This is a genomic window from Streptomyces sp. NPDC046862, assembly GCF_040704615.1.
In the GTDB taxonomy this organism is placed as follows: Bacteria; Actinomycetota; Actinomycetes; order Streptomycetales; family Streptomycetaceae; genus Streptomyces.
Map to the genome: position 1 here is coordinate 26,746 of NZ_JBEYXP010000015.1, position 19,823 is coordinate 46,568.

At 68.4% G+C, this 19,823-nt stretch carries 14 protein-coding genes and 3 pseudogenes; 2 read left to right on the forward strand and 15 right to left on the reverse strand.

Going from position 1 to position 19,823, the window contains the following annotated elements; genetic code table 11:
- Nucleotides 1-7: 7 nt before the first annotated feature.
- Nucleotides 8-1,126, forward strand: coding sequence for an acyl-CoA desaturase (locus tag AB0959_RS18385; protein WP_366827452.1), 1,119 nt, complete (start codon nucleotides 8-10; stop codon nucleotides 1,124-1,126).
- 184 nt (nucleotides 1,127-1,310) lie between these two features.
- Entirely contained in the window at nucleotides 1,311-1,898 is a 588-nt protein-coding gene (locus AB0959_RS18390; RefSeq protein WP_366827602.1) for a hypothetical protein, read from the forward strand.
- Between the two features lie 254 nt (nucleotides 1,899-2,152).
- Here the strand turns inward: AB0959_RS18390 and AB0959_RS18395 are convergent.
- The 15 genes and pseudogenes from AB0959_RS18395 to AB0959_RS18465 form a co-directional block, all read right to left on the reverse strand.
- Nucleotides 2,153-2,281, reverse strand: a pseudogene (locus AB0959_RS18395) (DUF6207 family protein); the annotation flags it as partial.
- A gap of 81 nt (nucleotides 2,282-2,362) precedes the next feature.
- Nucleotides 2,363-2,452 (reverse strand): annotated as a pseudogene (locus AB0959_RS18400) (transcriptional regulator); the annotation flags it as partial.
- On the reverse strand, nucleotides 2,452-2,937 hold the full coding sequence (locus AB0959_RS18405; RefSeq protein WP_366827453.1) for a DUF2975 domain-containing protein: 486 nt from the start codon (nucleotides 2,935-2,937) through the stop codon (nucleotides 2,452-2,454). The gene AB0959_RS18405 and the pseudogene AB0959_RS18400, both read right to left, overlap by 1 nt.
- A gap of 701 nt (nucleotides 2,938-3,638) precedes the next feature.
- Nucleotides 3,639-4,060, reverse strand: a pseudogene (locus AB0959_RS18410) (VOC family protein).
- A 216-nt stretch (nucleotides 4,061-4,276) separates the two neighbouring features.
- A complete protein-coding gene (locus AB0959_RS18415) occupies nucleotides 4,277-5,788 on the reverse strand; it encodes an aldehyde dehydrogenase family protein (protein ID WP_366827454.1) in 1,512 nt (503 codons plus the stop codon).
- A 169-nt stretch (nucleotides 5,789-5,957) separates the two neighbouring features.
- On the reverse strand, nucleotides 5,958-7,385 hold the full coding sequence (locus AB0959_RS18420; protein WP_366827455.1) for an amino acid permease: 1,428 nt from the start codon (nucleotides 7,383-7,385) through the stop codon (nucleotides 5,958-5,960).
- Between the two features lie 321 nt (nucleotides 7,386-7,706).
- Complete coding sequence (locus AB0959_RS18425) at nucleotides 7,707-9,152, reverse strand: aldehyde dehydrogenase (protein WP_366827456.1); 1,446 nt, start codon at nucleotides 9,150-9,152, stop codon at nucleotides 7,707-7,709.
- A 104-nt stretch (nucleotides 9,153-9,256) separates the two neighbouring features.
- On the reverse strand, nucleotides 9,257-10,357 hold the full coding sequence (locus AB0959_RS18430) for an NAD(P)-dependent alcohol dehydrogenase (protein ID WP_366827457.1): 1,101 nt from the start codon (nucleotides 10,355-10,357) through the stop codon (nucleotides 9,257-9,259).
- Nucleotides 10,358-10,450: 93 nt separating this feature from the next.
- Entirely contained in the window at nucleotides 10,451-11,524 is a 1,074-nt protein-coding gene (gene hisC, locus AB0959_RS18435; protein ID WP_366827458.1) for a histidinol-phosphate transaminase, read from the reverse strand.
- A 195-nt stretch (nucleotides 11,525-11,719) separates the two neighbouring features.
- Nucleotides 11,720-12,733, reverse strand: coding sequence for a 3,4-dihydroxyphenylacetate 2,3-dioxygenase (gene hpaD, locus AB0959_RS18440; RefSeq protein ID WP_366827459.1), 1,014 nt, complete (start codon nucleotides 12,731-12,733; stop codon nucleotides 11,720-11,722).
- Nucleotides 12,730-14,223 carry a 5-carboxymethyl-2-hydroxymuconate semialdehyde dehydrogenase gene (gene hpaE / locus AB0959_RS18445; protein WP_366827460.1) on the reverse strand — a complete coding sequence of 498 codons (1,494 nt, stop codon included), beginning with the start codon at nucleotides 14,221-14,223 and terminating at the stop codon, nucleotides 12,730-12,732. The genes hpaD and hpaE overlap by 4 nt, the downstream gene beginning before the upstream one ends.
- On the reverse strand, nucleotides 14,220-15,152 hold the full coding sequence (gene dapA, locus AB0959_RS18450) for a 4-hydroxy-tetrahydrodipicolinate synthase (RefSeq protein ID WP_366827461.1): 933 nt from the start codon (nucleotides 15,150-15,152) through the stop codon (nucleotides 14,220-14,222). The genes hpaE and dapA overlap by 4 nt, the downstream gene beginning before the upstream one ends.
- Nucleotides 15,149-16,582: a fumarylacetoacetate hydrolase family protein gene (locus AB0959_RS18455; protein ID WP_366827462.1), complete on the reverse strand. Its 1,434-nt coding sequence runs from the start codon at nucleotides 16,580-16,582 to the stop codon at nucleotides 15,149-15,151. The genes dapA and AB0959_RS18455 overlap by 4 nt, the downstream gene beginning before the upstream one ends.
- Nucleotides 16,583-16,724: 142 nt before the next feature.
- Nucleotides 16,725-18,473 (reverse strand): FAD-dependent oxidoreductase, encoded by a 1,749-nt coding sequence (locus AB0959_RS18460; protein ID WP_366827594.1) that lies wholly within the window; start codon nucleotides 18,471-18,473, stop codon nucleotides 16,725-16,727.
- Complete coding sequence (locus tag AB0959_RS18465) at nucleotides 18,470-19,792, reverse strand: MFS transporter (protein WP_366827463.1); 1,323 nt, start codon at nucleotides 19,790-19,792, stop codon at nucleotides 18,470-18,472. The genes AB0959_RS18460 and AB0959_RS18465 overlap by 4 nt, the downstream gene beginning before the upstream one ends.
- Nucleotides 19,793-19,823: the final 31 nt, after the last annotated feature.

A 19,823-nucleotide genomic window follows, 5' to 3' on the forward strand; every position in this document is an offset into this window, starting at 1 on the left:
GAGCACCTTGACCGCCATCGACCCCACCGCCCACCTGACCGCGGAGCAGATCGAGGAGCTCGGCCGCGAGCTGGACGCGATCCGCGACGAGGTGATCGCCGGCCGCGGCGAGAAAGACGCCGCCTACATCCGCAAGGTCATCTCGGCACAACGCAAGCTCGAGCTGGTCAGCCGGGGCGTGCTGCTGTTCTCGCTCTTCCCGCCCGCGTGGCTGATCGGCACCGCCGGTCTGTCCGTGGCGAAGATCATGGACAACATGGAGATCGGCCACAACATCCTGCACGGCCAGTGGGACTGGATGCGCGACCCGAAGATCCACTCCACCACCTGGGAATGGGACCACGTCTCGCCGGCCGACCAGTGGAAGCACTCGCACAACGAGCTGCACCACACGTACACCAACGTGATCGGCAAGGACAACGACCTCGGCTACGGCATCATGCGCGTCGACGAGGACCAGAAGTGGCACCCGTTCCACCTCGGCCAGCCGCTGTGGAACTTCATCAACGCCTGCTTCTTCGAGTACGGCATCGCAGCGTACGACCTTGAACTCGGCAAGAACCTGCACAAGCGCCGCCGCAAGAACCCGGAGTTCCGCGCGCGGGCCAAGGCCGTGGGCCGCAAGATCCGCAAGCAGGTACTCAAGGACTACGTGATCCACCCGCTGCTGTCGGGCCCGTCGTTCCTCCCCACGCTCGCCGCCACGTTCACCGCGAACCTGGTCCGCAACATCTGGTCCCACTCAGTGATCATGTGCGGGCACTTCCCCGAGGGAGTGCAGGTCTTCGAGCGTCGGTCGATCAAGGGCGAGACGCGCGGCCAGTGGTACCTGCGCCAGATGATGGGCTCGGCGAACATCAGCGGCAGCAGGGCCATGCACTTCATGACCGGCAACCTGTCGCACCAGATCGAGCACCACCTGTTCCCGGACCTGCCGAGCAACCGGTACGCCGAGGTCGCGGTGAAGGTACGCGCGCTGTTCGAAAAGTACGAGCTGGAGTACGTCACCGGGCCGCTGCCCAAGCAGGTGTTCTCCGCGTGGCGCAAAGTCTTCCGGCTCTCGCTCCCGAACAGCAAACCCAAGATCAAGACGCCGGACCGCGAGCAGGAACTCGTCGCGGCCTGAATCCCGGTATCGCTTCAGATCTCTCGGCCGTACCGGCGGCACCGCTGGGCTCGGTGAGATCCGTTGCGGACGGTGGGCGGCCGCGACAGCAGATCGTACGACACGGGATCCGGGCAGCCCGGCGTCCGGCCACGCCGCCCAGACCTGCGCCACAAGCTCAGCACACACCCCGGCCCCCGTCGACGTGAGCCGGGTAGCGCTGCACTCACGGCAGGGCACGAGCCCGGCGGCTTCACTCCCGCAGACCGAACCCGGAAACAGCCAGCCGCTGGACGCGACGACACTGGACGGCGAGCTGATGGTGTGGGAGCGGGACCGGCTGGCGTTCGAGCAGCCACAGCAGCGGCTCCCGCGGCGCAGGGCACCTGGCGCTCAGGCGGCACGGGAGCGGCCGGCGCAAGGCTGCGGCGCGGGAGTGGCTGGCGTCGCGGCGGCCGGGGTGGAGGGACTGCGCTTCAAGCCGCTGGACGAGTCCTACCGCAAGGGCGTGCCGTCGTGGCGGAAGTACAAGGTACGGGTCACCACCGAAGCCATGATCGGCGCGGTCACCGGGTCGATTGCCGCGCCCCGCACGCTGCTGGGCCGCCACGACCCGTCGGGCCGCCTGCAGTACGTCGGCCGCAGCACCACTCTGTCCCGGGCCGCCGGCCGCGCTGTGGCCGACCAACTGGCCCGGCCGCACGGCGCGCACCCGTGGACGGGCTGGACATTTCGGCAGGGCGGGGAACGCAGCGCCCCCTCGATGCCGTCCTGGTGCAGCCCGATGCCGTGACGGAAGTCGACGCCGACGTCGCCCGCGACAGCGCCGGACGGTGGCGGCACCCGGCCCGCCCCCCACCACATCCGCGCGGACGTCGACGTCCAGGAGGTGACGCTGTCCGGCGACGGCGGCGCTTTGCCATGAGTCAGGGCCGGGCCGTGGTCGGCTCGATGGGCGGGCCGACCACGTCGGCGGGGGTGAGCTTCCGGCCGCAGCTCCAGGTAGCAGCGCAGCCGAACACCGGGCTGACCGGCATCCCGCGTCGTGTGCCCTGCTGTGGCCGTCGCCCACCGGTCGGCGAGCAGCTGCTGGAAGGCCAGGGCCGTGGCGTCGTCGGCGGCCTCGACGTCGACCAGGCCCGGCCGGCTTACGTGCGTCTGGTTGATCGGGTCCATGTACGGCACTGAGCCCGGGTGCCTCTGGAGGGTTGCGCTGATCCGGGGGCATCACCCGACCGAGTGGATCGGGCCCGGGGGGGCCGGCGTGCCCCCTACGCGGTCCGCAAGCTCGCCCACGGACATCTTCCGCCAGGCCGGCATCACATCGATATCGACGTCGACCGGCATCAGATCACCTCGTCCAGCTCGGCCTGAATCTGCGCCGCTTCGACGTCACGCGCGACGGCCTGGGCAAGCAGCATCCGCAGCAGGAGCACGATGAGCGCGACCCCCAGGATGGCCACGCCAACCCCGCCCATGATGACGGTGACGCCCGGGTCGGCCCGCTGCCCCGGCGCGTTGAGGACCGTGACCGCGAACCACAGGAGGGCAGCCGCCACGATCGCCCCGATCACGACGTCCACGTACCGGAAGGCGGCATGGGAGAACACGGTTCCGCGCCGCACCATCGTCACCAGCCGCCATACACAGATCAGGGCAGCCTGGGCCGACACCATGCCCAGGATCGTGATCACACGCAGCGGGGTCAGCGGGAGCGACCCGTCCTCCGGGTCGGTGGCCAACGCCCACACCATCAATGCCTGGACGAACACCGTGCCGGCGAGCACCACCACAAGCACGGTGCGCAGCGCACGCACTGCCAGCTTTCCCACGCCTCACCCCTTCCATCGAATCGCGATAGAAATCTATCGAAATTCGATAGGTTAAACAAGGGCTGGGACGCAGGGTGGGCGGCAGTTCCGCACCGCGGCGGGACGCGATCGCCCCCTCCCGTGACATGGAGTTCTCGCAAGCCTTCACCGTGACCGATGACGAGATCATCGCTCGAACACGGGCCGAGACAGTGAGCTGCCTGCACCAGCCTCTGTGGAGGTTGTCGCCGAGCGGGCCATGGCGGATACCCAGGCAGCCGACGGCCCGGATGGAGGGCATCGAGGGCGACGTGGACGCTGCCGAAGCCGATGCCGGCCACCCCGTGACTGATCCAGCCCTGCTGCCGGGGCGAGCCAGCCAGCTGAAGCGGGACGGTCATCCAGACACACAGATGTGCCTCACCTACTAATGCCGCCGCCGTAAGGAGCCTGTGCGCGAGGGTGACCATGTGCTGACACCACCGATCGAGCCGACGCCGGCGCAGGCCCGAGACATCCTGCCGCGCCCCGGCGAGGTTCCGGGTCTGCTCCTGCAGCAGAAGGCAGACGGCTACCGGTCTCTCACGTTCCTGACGTTGCGCGGCGTTCCATCCTTGGCAACGTAGGCCAGACGGGTCACGTCACGAGCCAGCAACTCCTGGCGATCGAGCAGTTCAGAACACTGATGATCTCGTTCCGCTGCGTGATTCGGCTCCTCCTTCTCAGCGCAATTGCTCGGGCAGTCCGACGATGATGCCCTCCGGACTGCGGAGACAACAGAGCAGACAACTGTCCTCGAACCGGGCAACCTCACCGACGAGTTCAGCGCCGTAAGGGCGCAAGCGGGCAACGACGTCCTCGATGTCGTCGACGGCGAACACGACGCGGTGCATGCCCAGAATGTTGTGCGGCCGGTCGCGCGGCCCGGCGCTGATCGCCGCGGGGCTGCGGTACTTCGCCAGCTCGAGCCTACTGTGGCCGTCCGGGGTCCGGACCATCGCGATGTCACAGCGGACGCCGTCAAGACCGTTGCACCGGTCAGCGAAGAGACCCTCACCCCCCTGCCCTCCAGCCCCATGCCGAGCTCCACGAAGAACGCGATGGCGGCATCCATGTCCTCCACCACGATGCCCACGCCGTCCATCCGCTGAACCGCCGCTGCCGGTTTCCCCTTCTCCCTCATGTGGCTGCCCAGTTCAGGGCCATAACCGCAGTTCAGCGCACCCAACCCCGAGGTTTCAACGGCACCGGCGGGAGTTCGAGAGCGGACAGTCGGCAACCCTCGTTGCCGTACACTTCACCGAAGCGGGCCCTCTCCATCCACTCCTTCCGGGCCTTGCACGGGTCCTCTCCAGTCGGGTCACAGACCGAGCACGACGGACTTCCACTCCAAGAACTGCGCGATGCCCTCGAACCCCGATTCACGCCCGAGCCCCGACTGCTTGAAGCCACCGAACGGCAAGGTGTCATCGAATGACAAGTTCGTGTTGACCCAGACGAAGCCGGCATCGAGCTCCGCTGCCACACGGTGTGCTCGCGAGACATCCTTGGTCCAGACGGTGGCGGCCAGCCCGTAGGAGGTCCCATTGGCAATCTCGAGCGCCTCCTCGACGGTGTCGAACGGCGTGAGCACCAGGACGGGACCGAAGATCTCCTCTCGAGCGATCCGAACGCTCGGATCGCTCGCTACACAGACCGTCGGCTCGAAGTAGAAGCCTTCCCGGTCGACCGCCCGGCCACCCACCAATACTTCTGCGCCCTCGACGACTCCGCCTTCAACGTAGTCGAGGACCCGTGCTCGCTGCTTCTCACTGATCAGCGGACCGAGACGAGTCGACTCCAGGAGGCCGTGGCCCACCGTCCACTCCCGCGCGGCATCGACCACCCTCGATGAGAGCTCGTCGAGGACTGTCCGCTGCACCAGCAGGCGAGAGCCGGCGAAACACATCTGACCCGCATTCACGAAGATCGAGAACGCCGTCGTCTCAGCCGCTCGGTCCAAGTCGGCGTCGTCGAACACGATCACCGGCGATTTGCCACCCAACTCGAGCGACACCCGCTTGAGGTCGTTGGCGGAGGCTTCGACGATCTTCTTGCCCACCTCGGTCGATCCCGTGAAGGAGATCTTGCGAACCTTGGGGTGCGCGACGAGGGCGGCACCAGCCTCGTGCCCCAGGCCGGGAACAATGTTGACGACACCTGGCGGGAATCCCGCCTCACAGACCAGCTCGCCAAGTCGCAGCGCCGACAGCGGAGTCTCTTCTGCCGGCTTGAGCACGACGGTGCATCCCGCGGCCAACGCCGGCGCCAACTTCTGCGCGGCCATGAGAAGCGGCATGTTCCACGGCGTGATCAATCCGACCACGCCGACCGGTTGCCGGACGCCATAGCCGTGAAACGCCGGGCCGAACTCGCCCAGGGGCCGTTCGTCCGGCACGCTGAGAGTCGCTGTCGTTCCCTCGATCTTGGTTGCCCATCCGGCGTAGTAGCGGAGGGATTCCACCGAACCCTGGACGTTGAGGTCGCGGGCAAGCCAGATGGGTTGTCCTTGGTTCCGCACTTCGAGCTCAGCGAACTCCTCAGCGTGCTGTTCAAGGAGGTCGGCCAGATTCCACAGAAGCTTCTGGCGCTTGGCGGGTGTCATTCGGCGCCATGCGACGGAGCGCATGGCGCGCTCAGCCGCCTCAACCGCAAGGTCGATGTCGGCCGCTCCCCCGCGCGCCACCGACGCGAGCCGTTGTGCGGTCGCGGGGTCGTACGTCGCGAAGCTGCGGCCGTCCTGGGCGGGCTGCCATTTTCCGTCGATGAGCATCCCGCGCTCAGAGGAGACGAACTTCGCAACCTCGGGCGAGACCTCGGGAATACCGGTCATCACATTCCTTCCATGACTAGGGCGAGCTTGACGGTCTGGCTCGGGATGGCGGCCCCGGTGCGGGCGTCCTCGAAATGCCTGGTCGATCTGGTCGAACGGTAAGCCCTGACGAGTCGATCGATCGGAAACGGCCTGCTGCGACGCACCAGGCTATGCACCCACTGGCTTGTCAGGCCGCCTGGTTCGTCTTGGACCGGGTGTGCTTGATGAGCAGATAGCCGATGCCGAGGATGGCCGACCACACCGCCCACACGTACAGGCCGAGGCGGGTGTCGGCGTCGCTGGCCATCAGGCCGATGATGAAGAGCAGCGCGGCCATGGCGACCCAGTTGGTGACCGGGGCACCCGGCATCCGGAAGTCGGAGGCGGGCAGCAGTCCGGCACGTACCCGGGAGCGGTAGCGCAGGTGTGCGGCAAGGATCACGATCCAGGTCCACAGCCCGGCACACGTGGCGATCGAGGTGATGTAGATGAATGCCTTGTGCGGAGCGACGGCGTTGACGACAACGCCGGTGCCCATCACCAGCGCCGAGAGGGCCAGGGCGGGCAGGGGCAGCCGGCGCCCGCTGAGCTTCTTCAGCGAAGCCGGGGCCTCCCCGTTGACGGCCAGTCCGCGCAGCATCCGGCCGGTGGAGTACATGCCGGAGTTGCAGGAGGACAGGGCAGCGCTGAGGATGACGAAGTTCATGATTCCGGCCGCGCCGGGGATGCCGACCTTGGCGAAGACCTGCACGAAGGGGCTGACTCCCGGGGTGTATTGCGTCCAGCTGAAGACCGACAGCAGGACGATCAGCGCGCCGAGGTAGAAGATCCCTATGCGGACGGGCACGGAGTTGATTGCCTTGCGGATGCTTTCCCTGGGGTTTTCTGCCTCGCCTGCGGTGATGCCGATGAGCTCGATGCCGCCGTAGGCGAAGATGACGCCCTGCATGGCGATCATGGACTGCCACGCACCATGCGGTGCGAAGCCACCGTCCTGCCACAGGTGGCTGATCGAGGCGCTGTCACCGGCGGTGGAGAATCCGAAGGTGAGGACACCGACACCGATGACGATCAGGGCGAGAATGGCGATGACCTTGATTGCGGAGAACCAGAACTCCAGTTCGCCGAAGAGCTTCACGGAGACCAGATTGGTGACGAAGAGCACCACCAGCGCGACGGCGGCAGTGGTCCAGGTGGGAATCGCGGGCCACCAGTAGTTGATGTACGCGCCTGCGGCGGTCACCTCGGCCATGCACACGGCGGTCCACAGGGCCCAGTAGCTCCAGCCGGTGGTGAAACCCGCGAAGGGGCCCAGGAACTCACGGGCGTGGTCGGCGAAACTGCCGGAGGTCGGGCGGTAGGTGAGCATCTCGCCCAGGGCCCGCATGATGAAGAAGACGATGATGCCGCCTACGGCGTAACAGGCGATCAGGCTGGGCCCGATGGCTGCGATGCCTTGGCTGGATCCGTAGAAGAGGCCCGTTCCGAGGGCTCCGCCGATGGCGATCATCTGGATCTGGCGGGATCCAAGCCCACGGCGGTAGCCCTCTTCGGGCGTGGTCTGGGTTGCGGTCTGGCTGTCACCGTGGTCCTGCTCGGTCTGTGCTGCGGTCATGATGGCGCACCTTTCTTTCCACCGCGTCTGTCGGGGGCACGGGTGCGGTGGGGTCCAGGAGGACGACTCCGTGGGGCAGTCGCTGGGGCGTTGGTGAGGGAGTGCACGGAGGCGGTGTCCTCGCCTTCCGGCGGCGGTGCGGGGTCTTCCGACGCCGATGTCGATGAGGCGGGGCAGGATGCGGCCCAGGACTGCCAGGCCAAGCGGTGGAGAACTACGTCGCCCGGGTCGCAGGTCGTGCTTCCGGTGCACCGGTGGTCTGGTATGCGGATCCGACGTCGTTTCCGGGCTGGTCGGCGGCCCGGAAACGACGGGGACGGATCACAGGTAGATGGACTGGTACTGCAGGTAGGCGGCCATGCCTTCGGGGCCGAGCTCTCGGCCGAGCCCGCTGTTCTTGAAGCCGCCCAACGGCGAGCCGGGGTCGGCGCGGAAGCGGTTGATGCCGACGGCGCCGGTGCGCACTCGGCGGGCCACCGCGGCTCCACGCTCCGGGTCGGCTGTCCAGACGCTGCCGCCGAGTCCGTAGTCGGAGTCGTTGGCGATGCGGACGGCTTCGTCGGTGTCGTCGTAGGCGATGAGGGAGAGCACCGGGCCGAAGATCTCCTCGCGGGCGATGGTCGCGTTGTTGTCCACGTCGGCGAAGATGGTCGGCTCGACGAACCAGCCCTTTTCCTGTCCCTTCGGGCGGCCGCCGCCGGTCGTCACCCGGCCGCCCTCGGCCAGGCCCTTGGCGATGTACGCCTCCACCCGGTCGCGCTGGACGGCGGTGGCGAGCGGTCCGACCCGGGTTTCGGGGTCCAGGGCGTCGCCGATGCGCTGGGAGCGCACCAGCTCGGTGAAGGCGTCGACCACCTCGGTGTAGCGGCTTCGCGGGGCGAGCACCCGGGTACCGAGGTGACAGGTCTGACCGCTGTTGATCATGGTGGCGGTGAAGAGGTTTTCACCGATCTTCTCCAGGTCGAGATCGGCGTCGTCCAGGATGATCGCCGCGGACTTGCCGCCGAGTTCCAGGGTGACCGGACGCAGCAGCCGCCCACAGGTCTCGGCGATGGCCCGCCCGGCGGCCGTCGAGCCAGTGAAGGCGACCTTGTCGACGCCCGGGTGGGCGACCAGGTACGCACTGACCTCGCGGCCCGCCGGGACGATGCTGATCACGCCGGCCGGCACCCCCGCCGCCTCCGCGGCCTCGGCGAGCAGGAACGCGTCGAGCACGGTCTCGGGCGACGGCTTGAGCACGACAGTGCAGCCGGTGGCCATCGCGGGCGCGAGCTTGAACATGCTCAGCATCTGCGGGTAGTTCCACGGCACGATGGCCGCGACCACACCGACGGGCACCCTGCGTACCTGGGTGGAACCGCCGAAGAACCCAGGACGGATCTCATCGAACGCGGTCTCCCTGGCCAGCTTGGCGTAGTAGCGCAGCACGATCGACGGGACGTGGCCCTCGCGCGTGCGGGAGACGGCGATCGGCATGCCGTTCTGGCTGCTGACCCGCTGGGCGAACCCCTCGGATCGCTCGTCGATCGCGTCGGCGAAGCGTTCCATGACCTCGGCACGGCGGTGCGGCTCCCAGTCGGCCCAGCCTCCCGGCGTGTCGAAGGCCTTGCGTGCCGCGGTGACGGCGGCGTCGATGTCGGCCTCGGCACCGTCCGGCACCTGGCCCAGGGGCTGCTCGGTGCTGGCGTTGACGGGCGTGATCAACCGGTCGGTGCTGGGCGATACCCAGGCGCCGCCGATGTAGAGGGCGTCGTAGCGCGTTTCCACGATGAGTCTCCTTCTTCCTTCGGTGTTCCATGACGTTGCTCGGCGAGCGGTGGCCTGAAGTGGGGCCGACTCCTTCGTGGGCGCCGGGCGTCCGGTCCTGCCGCTCAGGCGAACGTCAGGACGGGTTTGATGGTCAGGCCCTTCGCCATGTCCTCCGCGGCCTGGTTGATGTCTGCGAAGGGGTAGGTCTTGATGACCCGGTCGATGGGGAGGCGGCCTTGCTGGTAGAGGTCGACGAGCTTGGAGATGAAGGTGCGCGGCACGCTGTCGCCCTGGTGGATGCCCCGCACCGTCCGTCCGAACAGCAAGGTGGACACGTTGAAGGTGACCTCGGAAGCGGGTCCATCCGCGCCGATCAGACCGCAGATGCCGCCTTGGTTGAGGACGTCGACGCACTGGCGCAGCACACTGGGCACGCCCGTGGTCTCCACCGTGTAGTCGAGTCCCAGACCGCCGGTGATCTCCCGAAGGCCGGCGACGACGTCGCCGTCGGCTGCGTTGACCACGTGCGTGGCGCCCAGTTCCTTGGCCAACTCCAGACGGGCTCCGTTGATGTCGACGACGGCGATGGTGGTGCAGCCCGTGATCACCGCGGCCATCAGGGAGCTGATGCCGACCCCGCCCGCGCCGAAGACGGCGATACTGCTGCCGGCCTCCGGGCGCAGGGAGTTGAGGACTCCGCCCGCGCCGGTCTGTATGCCGCAGCCCAGCGGGGCCAGCAACTCCAGGGGCGCAGCCCGGTCGATCTTGACCACATTGCGCTCGGTGGCCAGGGCGTGGGTGGCGAAGGACGACTGACCGAAGAAGCCGCCGTGCACGTCCCCCTCCGCGCGGTGCAGCGCTGTGCTGCCGTCGGCGCGGGTACCTGCGAAATTGCGGGCTGCGAGCTGGTCGCAGTATGCGGGGCGCCCCTGGACGCACATGCGGCAGGCGCCGCACGAGTTGAAGGTGAGCACGACGTGGTCACCGGGTTCGACGTAGCTCACTCCGTCGCCGACGGCCTCGACCACGCCGGCGCCCTCGTGTCCGAACACCGCCGGCAGCGGAAACGGCCGCAGTTGGTCGCGGGCATTCAGATCCGTGTGGCAGATACCGACGCCGACCAGCCGGACGACGACCTCTCCTGCACGGGGTTCGTCCAGCTCAAGGGGCACCAGGCGAAACGGTGCACCCCGGTCCTCCGTCACAGCGGCGGTGATGCGCATCTCTCGGTTCCTTCGCCAGAGGGGGGTGGTTTCAACGGGGGCCGGTCGTGGCCGGCAGCCACTGCCGCACGCGGGGTCGGCGGAGGGCGCCTGTCATCGCGCGCCGACGGACGGGCTCACGTCCACCGCCGCCTTGAGGAACTGGTCGTTTTCTGCCGCGGTGCCGATCGTGACTCTCAACGCGCCCTCAGGGCAGGGGCGTACAAGCACCCCGCGCTCCTGGCACGCGGCGGCGAACCGCGCAGACAGGCTCCCCACCGGCAGATACAGGAAGTTGGCGTGGGATCTGGGAAGGGAGAAGCCTGTCGCCTCCAAGAACGCGTGCACTCGCTCGCGCTCCCGGACAACTGCCGTGACCCGCTCGTGCAGTTCCTCCCGGGCCGTCGACGTCAGCGAGGCAAGCGCGGCAGCCTGTGCGAGAGCGGAGACCCCGAACGGTATGCCCAGCCGGCGTACCAGGTCGACGATCTGCGGAGCGCCCACGAGATAGCCGACGCGCAGACCGGCCAGGCCGTATGCCTTGCTGAACGTCCGCAACGCCACCACGTTGGGGTGCTGGGCGGCGAGGGCGACACCGTCTGCCGCGGTGGGGTCGTCGACGTACTCGCGGTACGCCTCGTCCACCACGACGAGCACATGGTCGGGCAGGGCGTTGACGAAGCTGCGCAGTTCCTCGGCACCGGCCACGGTGCCGGTCGGGTTGTTGGGGGTGCAGACCAGCACCACCCGGGTCCGGTCGGTGACCCGCGCCGCCATTGCCGCCAGGTCGTGCCTGTGCTCGCTCAGTGGCACAGTGACGGGCACAGCACCTGTGGCGATGGTGACGTTGCGGTAGAGCGGGAAGCTCGGATCGGCGAACACGACCTCGTCGCCCCGCCCGGCGAAAGCCCAGATGAGGTCCCGGATCAGGGCCGAAGAGCCGGTACCGACCGCGACCGCGTCCTGTGGGACGTTCAGGAGGCCGGCCAGAGCGGTTACCAGCTGGGTGCCGGCGAAGTCCGGGTAGCGGTTGACCTCGTCCAGTTGAGCCGCCATGGCGGCCCGCACGCTGTCCAGCGGCCCGAAGGGCGATTCGTTCGAGGCCAGCTGGACGAAGTCGGTTTGTCCGCCGTCCGCGGGAGCGCGGCCGGGCCGGTACTTCGGAAGCGCCTCGAGATGTGCGCGCACCGGCACTGTTGAAGTCGGATGCATGTCGTTCCTCTCACATTGAGCAGCGGGACGCCGTCGTCGCGGGACTCCCGGCGGCATCCGGAATTCCATGGCCGTGAGCACGGTCGAGCGTGCGACGCACATTTCATGGTTGGTACGGCGGGGCGGCCGAGCGGCCCCGCCGCGTATTGCTCAGTTACAGGGGCAGGGGGATCAGCCGAGTCCGTCAGCGCCGACCTGGACGGCCGACTCGTCCAGCACGGCGTCAGCGATGGGCTGCGGGCGCCCGTCGAGGTCAAGGACCGGGGAGGCCTCCTTGTACCAGGACTCGATCACCGCGTTGCCCCAGAAGTCGCGGCGGCGGTCGTCCTTCACGTTCCAGCGGTAGGTCTCGTGGTCGGGGTCGCCGGTGTAATAGTCGGAGGTGTAGATCTCCACCCGGTGGCCGTCGGGGTCGCGCAGGTAGAGGTAGAAGGCGTTGGAGACGCCATGCCGGCCCGGACCGCGTTCGATGTGGTGCTCCTTGCGCAGCGAGCCGAAGATGTCGGCGCAGCGCAGCACCTGGTGCGACTCGTGGGTGGCCACGCCCAGGTGGTGCAGGCGCGGTCCGGCGCCGCCGGTGAAGGCGACGTCGTGGACGGTCTGCTTGCGGTACATCCAGGCCGCGTACAGCTCGTGCTCGTCGCCCTCGATGGTCTCCGAGCAACCGAAGCCCAGGGACTTGTAGTGGGCGTAGGCGGCGGGGATGTCGGGGGTGCAGATGTTGAAGTGGTCCAGGCGGGCGATCTCGGCGCCGTGACGGATGTCGTAGCGCTGGATGAGCCGCTCGGCACGGTCGATCTCGTGGAAGAACTCCACGGGGAAGCCGAGCGGGTCGACGACGCGGACGGCGTCGCCGACGCCGACGGTGCCCTCGCCCTTCTTCACCCGCTTGACGGGCCGGCCAAGGTCGGTGAAGAACTTCTCCGCCTTGTCGACGTCCTCCGGGGTGCGCACCCTATAGGACAGGTGGTCGAGCGCGGCGATGTCACCCTTGCGCAGTACGAGCGAGTGGTGGGTGAGCTCGTCCGTGCCGCGCAGGTACAGCGATTCCTTGTCCTCGTGCTGCACGTAGAAGCCGAGCATGTCGACCCAGAACCAGCGGGCGGCGCCCAGGTCGGTGACAGCGAGCTGCGCATAGGCGGAACGGATGACGTCAGGAGCATTCGGGTTCGTGGGGGCGCTCATGAGCTGGCTCCGAAACGAGGAGTGTGGACGTCGCCGAGGGCGACGTGGACGATCTTCGACTCGGTGTAGAAGTCGATCGAGTGGGCGCCGCCCTCACGGCCGACGCCGGAGGCCTTGACCCCGCCGAAGGGGGTGCGCAGGTCGCGCACGTTGTGGGAGTTGATCCAGAGCATTCCGGACTCGACGGCGTGGGCGATGCGGTGGCCGAGCTTGAGATTGGAGGTCCAGATGTAGGCGGCCAGGCCGAACTGGGTGGCGTTGGCCAGCTCGATCGCCTCCTCCTCGGTATCGAAGGGGGCGACGGCGACGACCGGGCCGAAGATCTCCTCCTGGAAGATCCGGGCATCGCGCTCGACGTCCGCGAACACCGTCGGCTGGAGGTAGTTGCCCTCGGACAGGTGCGCCGGCCGTTCGCCGCCCGCGACCAGGCGGGCCTCCTTCTTGCCGATCTCGACGTAGTTCAGCACGCGTTCGTAGTGCTCGGGGTGGACCAGCGCACCCACCTCGGTGGCCGGGTCGGAGGGGAGCCCGACGCGGACGTTGGCGGCCCGCTCGGCCAGGCGGCGGGTGAACTCCTCGTACACGGGCCGCTCGACGAGGACCCGTGAACCGGCGGTGCAGCGTTCGCCGTTGAGGGAGAACACACCGAAGACGACCGAGTCGAGGGCGGCGTCGAGGTCGGCGTCGGCGAAGACGATGGCCGGGGACTTGCCGCCCAGTTCCATCGAGGTCGTCTTCAGGTGCTGGGCGGAGGAGCGGATGATGTGCCGGCCGGTGTCGGTGGAGCCGGTGAAGGAGATCAGCGGCACGTCCGGGTGGTCGACCAGGGCCTGGCCGGCCTCCTCGCCGATGCCGTGCACGATGTTGACCACGCCGGCCGGGACCCCGGCCTCGGCGAAGATCTCCGGCCACAGCGACGCGGACAGCGGGGTCCACTCGGCGGGCTTGAGGATCAGGGTGCACCCGGAGGCCAGCGCGGGGGCCAGCTTCCAGCTCTCCAGCATGAACGGGGTGTTCCACGGCGTGATCAGTCCGGCGATCCCGACCGGCTGGCGTACGACGTAGGAGAACTGCTCCTCGCCCTGGCGGAAGGCCTCCTCGCCGAGGGCGACGATGACGTCGGCGAAGTAGCGGAAGTTCTCCGCCGCGCGCCGGGCCTGGCCCTTCGCCTGGGTGATCGGCAGGCCGGAATCGTAGGACTCGAAGGCGGCGAGCCGGTCGTGCCGGGCTTCGACGGCGTCGGCGATGCGGTACAGGGTGTTCGCCCGGGCCCGGCTGGACAGGGCAGCCCACTCGGGGAACGCGGCCTGGGCCGCGGTGACGGCCCGGTCCATGTCGGCGGCCGATCCGCGCGCGGCCTGGGCGTAGGCGGTGTTGGAGACGGGATCGGCGACGTCGAATGTCCGGCCGTCGGCGGCGTTGACGAGTTCTCCCGCGATCCAGTGCTGGATGGCGGAGGGCAGGCCCTCGGGCTTCTCGGGGGTGCTCACTTGACGGCTCCGATCTGTGCGGTGAGGTCGCCGCCCTCGGCGAGCAGCGCGCGGATCTTGGTCAGACCCGCCTCGGTGGGCGTCGTCAGCGGCGGGCGGACGTGGGCTGAGGCGATCCGTCCCTGCTGGGCCAGCACCCATTTGGCGGGGGCGGGGTTGGTCTCCACGAACAGCAGGTCCACCAGCGGGTGCAGCCGGTAGTGCAGGTCACGGGCGGCGTCGAACTCGCCGGCCTCCCACAGCTCGTACATGCGGGCCACCGCGCCGGGCGCGAGGTTGGCAACCGCGCTCACGAACCCGGCCCCACCCAGCGCCATCAGCGGCAGGCACAGCAGCTCGATACCGGACCACACCAGCAGCGAGCGGCCACAGGCATGCACCACGCGCGAGAAGTGCTCGAAGTCCTTCGTCGTCTCCTTCACTCCGACGAAGTTCTCGAAGTCGGTGAACAGCCGCTTCACCGTCTCCGGTGCGATGTCCACGGCCGTGCGCGAGGGCACGTTGTACGCGACGATCGGCATGTCCGGGAACTCCCGGGCCACCGTCGCGTACCACTGGTAGAGCGCCTCTTGGGTGGGCCGCGCGTAGTAGGGCGTGATGACGAGGGCGGCGTCCGCGCCCAACTCCTGTGCGGCAGCCGTGATTTCGATGGTCTCGTCGAGCTTGTGGGAGCCGGTGCCGGGCAGGAATGGCACCCGGTCGCCGATCTCCTCGGCCGCGGTGCGCATGCCGGCGATCCGCTCGGCGGCGCTCTGGGCACTCGGCTCGCCGGTGGAGCCGCCCAGCGAGATGCCGTGCGAGCCGGACTCGAGCTGGAAGCGGATCAGAGAGCGGAGGCTGTCGTGGTCGACGGCGCCGTCCGCCGTGAACGGCGTGATGAGCGGGGCGATGGACCCGCGGATGGCCGACGGGTCGCTGCGGAACTTCACTGTGATTCTCCCTTGCACCAGTTCTTGTATGCGTCCTGCCAGGCCGGCCCCAGTGGATACAGGCCGTCGACGCTCTCGCCCGCGGCGACCTGCTCGGTGATGAACCGCTCCTGCCGCTCCTGCTCCCGCGCGTCGACGATCAGTTCCTCGGCGAGGTCGGGGGGTACGACGATCACTCCGTCCGCGTCGCCGACGATCAGGTCTCCGGGCTGGACCAGGGCCCCGCCGCAGGCGATCGGCACCCCGGTGTCCCACGGAACGTGCCGGCGGCCCAGAACGGAGGGGTGGGCACCTGCCGCGAAGACCGGCAGGCCCAGGCCGGCGATGGCGGCGGAGTCGCGGACGGCGCCGTCGGTGACGACCCCGGCCGCGCCCCGTTTGAGGGCGCGCAGGGCGAGGATGTCTCCGAGGGTGCCGGCGGTCTCATCCCGCCGGGCGTCCATCATCAGGACATGTCCGGGCCGCAGCTCCTCGATCGCCCGCTTCTGGGCGTTCATCCCCGTGCCGTACCGCTTGAACAGGTCCTCCCGCAGCGGCAGGTAGCGCAGGGTGTGCGCCACACCGACCATCGCCTGGTCGCCGCGTCCCACGCGCTGGACGCCGTCGATCGACATGTGCGGCAGACCGCGCGCACGCATCTGTGCGCTGAGTGTCGCCACCGCGACCGAACGCAGCCCGTCGGCCAGGCGGGGATCCAGGACCGGCTCCGGCACGTAGGCCGAACCGTAGGCGGACTCGCGCTCGGCCAGGTCGGCCTTGGGCATCGCCCCGTACGCAGCGAGCGTGCCGCCCTGGCTGACCGGATTGCGCAACCGGCCACTCGACAGTTCATCGGCACTGACCTCGACTTCGACGATGTCGCCGGGCTTGACCACAGAGGCGCCTGCCGGAGTGCCGGTGAGAATGACGTCCCCCGCCTCCAGGGTCACCAGTCGCGACAGGTCGGCGACCAGCTGTCCGAAGGGGAACAGCAGGGCGTCGGTGGTGTCGTCCTGCACCAGTTCGTCGTTCACCCACGTCCGCAGCCGCAGCGCGTCCGGATCGATCTGACGGGCATCCAGCAGCCGCGGTCCGAGCGGTGTGAAACCGTCAGCTCCCTTGGAGCGCAGGTTGGAGCCGCGGTCGGCGTACCGCAGGTCGTAGAGGCCCGCGTCGTTGGCGGCCGTGACCCAGCGGACGTGCGACCAGCCGTCCTCAGGACTCACGCGTTGTGCGCGCGAGCCGATGACGAGCGCGATCTCTCCCTCGAAGCCGAGGAGTTCGCAGCCCGCCGGGCGGACGAGGTCGTCACCGGTGCCGGCCAGGGAGGACGGCGGCTTGAGGAAGTACGACGGCTGCGACGGCACCCGCCCGCGTTCGGCGGCACGGCTGGGGTAGTTGAGATGGACGGCGATGATCTTGGAGGGGTACGTCCCCAGTGGGTGTGGCATCAGGACTGCTCCATAAAGGCGCGGTGCTCGGCCTGGAACGGGTCACGGGCCGGAGCGCCGGCCGTGCGGGCGAGGTCGTCTCGCAGCGGCCGGGAATCGGATTGGGGACTCGGGGAGGCTGTCATCGGCTCGTCGCACCTGCTCACTGGCCGGCGGCGCTGCCCGCGGCCACCGGGATCTCGGCACTCGGGGCCTTCGACGGCACGGCGCCGCGGAGCAGTTCGATCAGGCCGGTGACGTTCTCGGGCGCGGAGTTGCCTCGCCACGCGACGTGCTGGTCTTCTCTGCACACGAGGAAGGCGTGGTCGTGTTCCTCGCCCGCTACGCCTTCCGGGACATCGATGACGGTGAGCGGCACTCCTGAAGCGGCTGCGGCGTCGATCAGTTCGGCCAGGTCGCCTCGGTCGCCGAAGCTCAAAAGTGTGTAGCCCTGCCCGAACTCGTCGTACACGGAAGTGGTGTCGTCGAGCCAGAAGTGCGGGGCTCGGCAACCCGGGACCGTGGACGGGACGAAGGAGCCCATCGAGTAGGAGGGTGCCTGCTCGCCGTCGTAGCTGATGATGGGCGATGTGTCGTATACGTAGCCGAAGTTGAGGCCGGCGGCAGCGAACTGCTGGACATTGAACTCGTATGCCTCACGGCCGATCCGCTCACGGGCTTCCCGGCCCTCGTCGGAATCCTCCTCGATCACATTCGGGATGCGGGATCGGGCGATCTTCTGCTGGTGGTTCATCACGAACCGGGACACCTGGTCGGTGATGGGCTGGCGCTCGGCCTCGTAGGCGTCGAGGATGCCGTAGTCGGCCCAGCCGGAGAGATGCGCCCCGAGCAGCCAGGTGAGGTTGAGTCCGTCGGCGATGCCTGCGTTCATGCCGTAACCGGCGTAGGGCACCCACAGGTGGCAGGCGTCGCCGGCGATGAAGATGCGGCCATCGCGGAACCGGTCCGCGACCATCCGCCGCGCGACCCAGTCCTCGCGGGAGACGATCTCGTACTCGAAGCTCTCGTCGACTCCGAGGATCGTGCGGATCGCCTCGTCACGGTCGACGGAGCCGTCGGCGGCCTCTTGTTCGGTGAGGTAGTTGTGGACGATGAAGACCTCGCGGCCGTCAATCGCGTACACGTGGCCGTTGCGCCGGGGGTTGAAGGTGTAGTAGCCCCAGGCGGGGGCACCAGGCATGAGCTCGTACAGCTTCGGAGCACGAATGCAGGTGGACTGGACCTGCTGGAGTACGGCGTCCCCGGTGAGCTTCGCGCCGATCTGCTTGCGCACCGCCGAACGGGAGCCGTCCGCGCCGATAAGGAACCTCGCTCTGATCGTCCGCAGGTTCTCGCCGGCCGCGTCGCTGATGAGGGCCTCGACGTGGTCGTCGGTCTGTGTGACGGACAGGAACTGCGTGTCGTTGAGCAGGGTCACGTGCGGCAGTGCGGCAACGTGCTCGACGAGGATGGGCTCGAGGTAGGTCTGGTTGATACGGTGCGGCGGCTCGGGGGTCGGCCAGCCGGTGTCGGGGCCGTTGCGTGAGGTGTAGCGGTCGCTGCGGGAGGGGATGGGGATCCGCGCGATCTCCTGCCCCGTCAACACAGTGCGGAACGCGATGTCATGCGGGTATGCGGCGGGCAGGCCCGAGTTTCGGATCTCGGCCGCGACCCCGAGCCTGCGGAAGCGTTCCATGGTGCGGGCCGACACGTGGTTGCACTTGACGCTCGGCAGCTCCTGATAGGAGCGCTTCTCCACCACGATGGTCGAGATGCCACGCGCGTTGAGATCCATGGCGGCCGTCAGACCCACCGGACCGGCCCCGACGATGATGACGTCGGCTTCAGCGGTGCGTGTCATGCGTTCTCCAAGTTCATTGATAAGTCGGACAGAAAACAGGCCCCGGCTCAGCCGATGGAGGCGAGGTCCTTGCGCCGTCCTTCAGCGGCGACCACCGCGGCCAGGAAGCACACGGCGAGCACGCCGATCCACACGCCGCCCAGAAGCACGAATCCGCCTCCTGCCGCTGAGACCAGCGCCGCGGCGGCCATGGGCGTGAACCCAGCGCCGAGCGCCGAGGCACCCTGGAAACACAGGGACGAGCCGGTGAACCGGATGGATGTGGGAAACAGCTCGGCCAGGAAGGCGGCGAGGGGGCCGATGATGATGCCCTGAATGCCCTGTCCGACGATGACGGCGACCGCGAAGCCGGCCACGGTTGCCTGCTGGACCAGCAGGAGCATCGGGTAGGCGAAGAGCATCGCCGCGACGATTCCGGCGATCAGGACGGGCCTTCGGCCGAGCCGGTCGCACATGCGTGCCGAAACAAGCGTCGTCACGAGCATGGCAACCGCGGCGCACGTCTTCATGTTGAGAACACCGGTCCGCTCCGCCCCGTGTGCGACTACGTAGTTGACGGCCCACACGCTGGCCATGCCCGAGATGGTGAGCTGGCTGATGCCCACGACGGTGCCCAGCAGGAGCCTCTTCGAGTAGCGGGTGAAGACGTCGACGACCGGGATCCGGCGGCGCTCGGCTTCTTCCTCGAACCGCTTGAACAGAGGACTTTCGGCAACCTTGAGCCGGATGAACAACCCGATGGTCACGAGGACGATGCTGAGCAGGAAGGGAATGCGCCAGCCCCACGAGAGGAACTGCTCGTCCGGCAAGAGCGTGGCAGCGGACATGGCACCCGTCGCGAGAATGGAGCCGGCCGGCGCGCCCAGGCTCGCGAAGGAGGCAGCAAGCCCACGCTTGCCTCCGGGGGCATGCTCGATGGCGATGAGCATGGCCCCGCCCCACTCGCCACCCACCGCGATGCCCTGCAGGATCCGCAGGACGATCAGGAGCACGACCGCGGCGCCGCCAATCTGAGAAGTCGCGGGCAGCAGGCCGATCAGCGTCGTGGCGATCCCCATGATCAGCATCGAGGTCACCAGGGCGCCCTTGCGGCCCATCCGATCGCCGAAGTGTCCGAAGATCGCCCCGCCCAGCGGGCGTGCCACGTACCCCGCCGCAAGGGTCCCGAATGAGGCGAAGGCGGCGACGCCGGGGGTCAGGTCGTTGAAGAAGACGCGGGGGAAGACAAGGGCGGAGGCGGTCGCGTACAGCAGGAAGTCGTAGAACTCGATGGCGCCTCCTATGAAGCTGGAGGCGAGGATGCTCCGCATGTGGGGGGCGTTGAGCTTTTGCTCCTGCCCCTGTCCTGACACGGCTCTGATGACGTCCACGTGTTACACCCCTCTGGTGATGCGGCTCACG

Coding starts and splice junctions, on each gene's coding strand:
- AB0959_RS18415 (WP_366827454.1), bottom strand. CDS start 5,788: ATGACCGGTATTCCCGAGGTCTCGCCCGAGGTTGCGAAGTTCGTCTCC.
- AB0959_RS18420 (WP_366827455.1), bottom strand. CDS start 7,385: ATGACCGCAGCACAGACCGAGCAGGACCACGGTGACAGCCAGACCGCA.
- AB0959_RS18430 (WP_366827457.1), bottom strand. CDS start 10,357: ATGCGCATCACCGCCGCTGTGACGGAGGACCGGGGTGCACCGTTTCGC.
- hpaD (WP_366827459.1), bottom strand. CDS start 12,733: ATGAGCGCCCCCACGAACCCGAATGCTCCTGACGTCATCCGTTCCGCC.
- AB0959_RS18455 (WP_366827462.1), bottom strand. CDS start 16,582: ATGCCACACCCACTGGGGACGTACCCCTCCAAGATCATCGCCGTCCAT.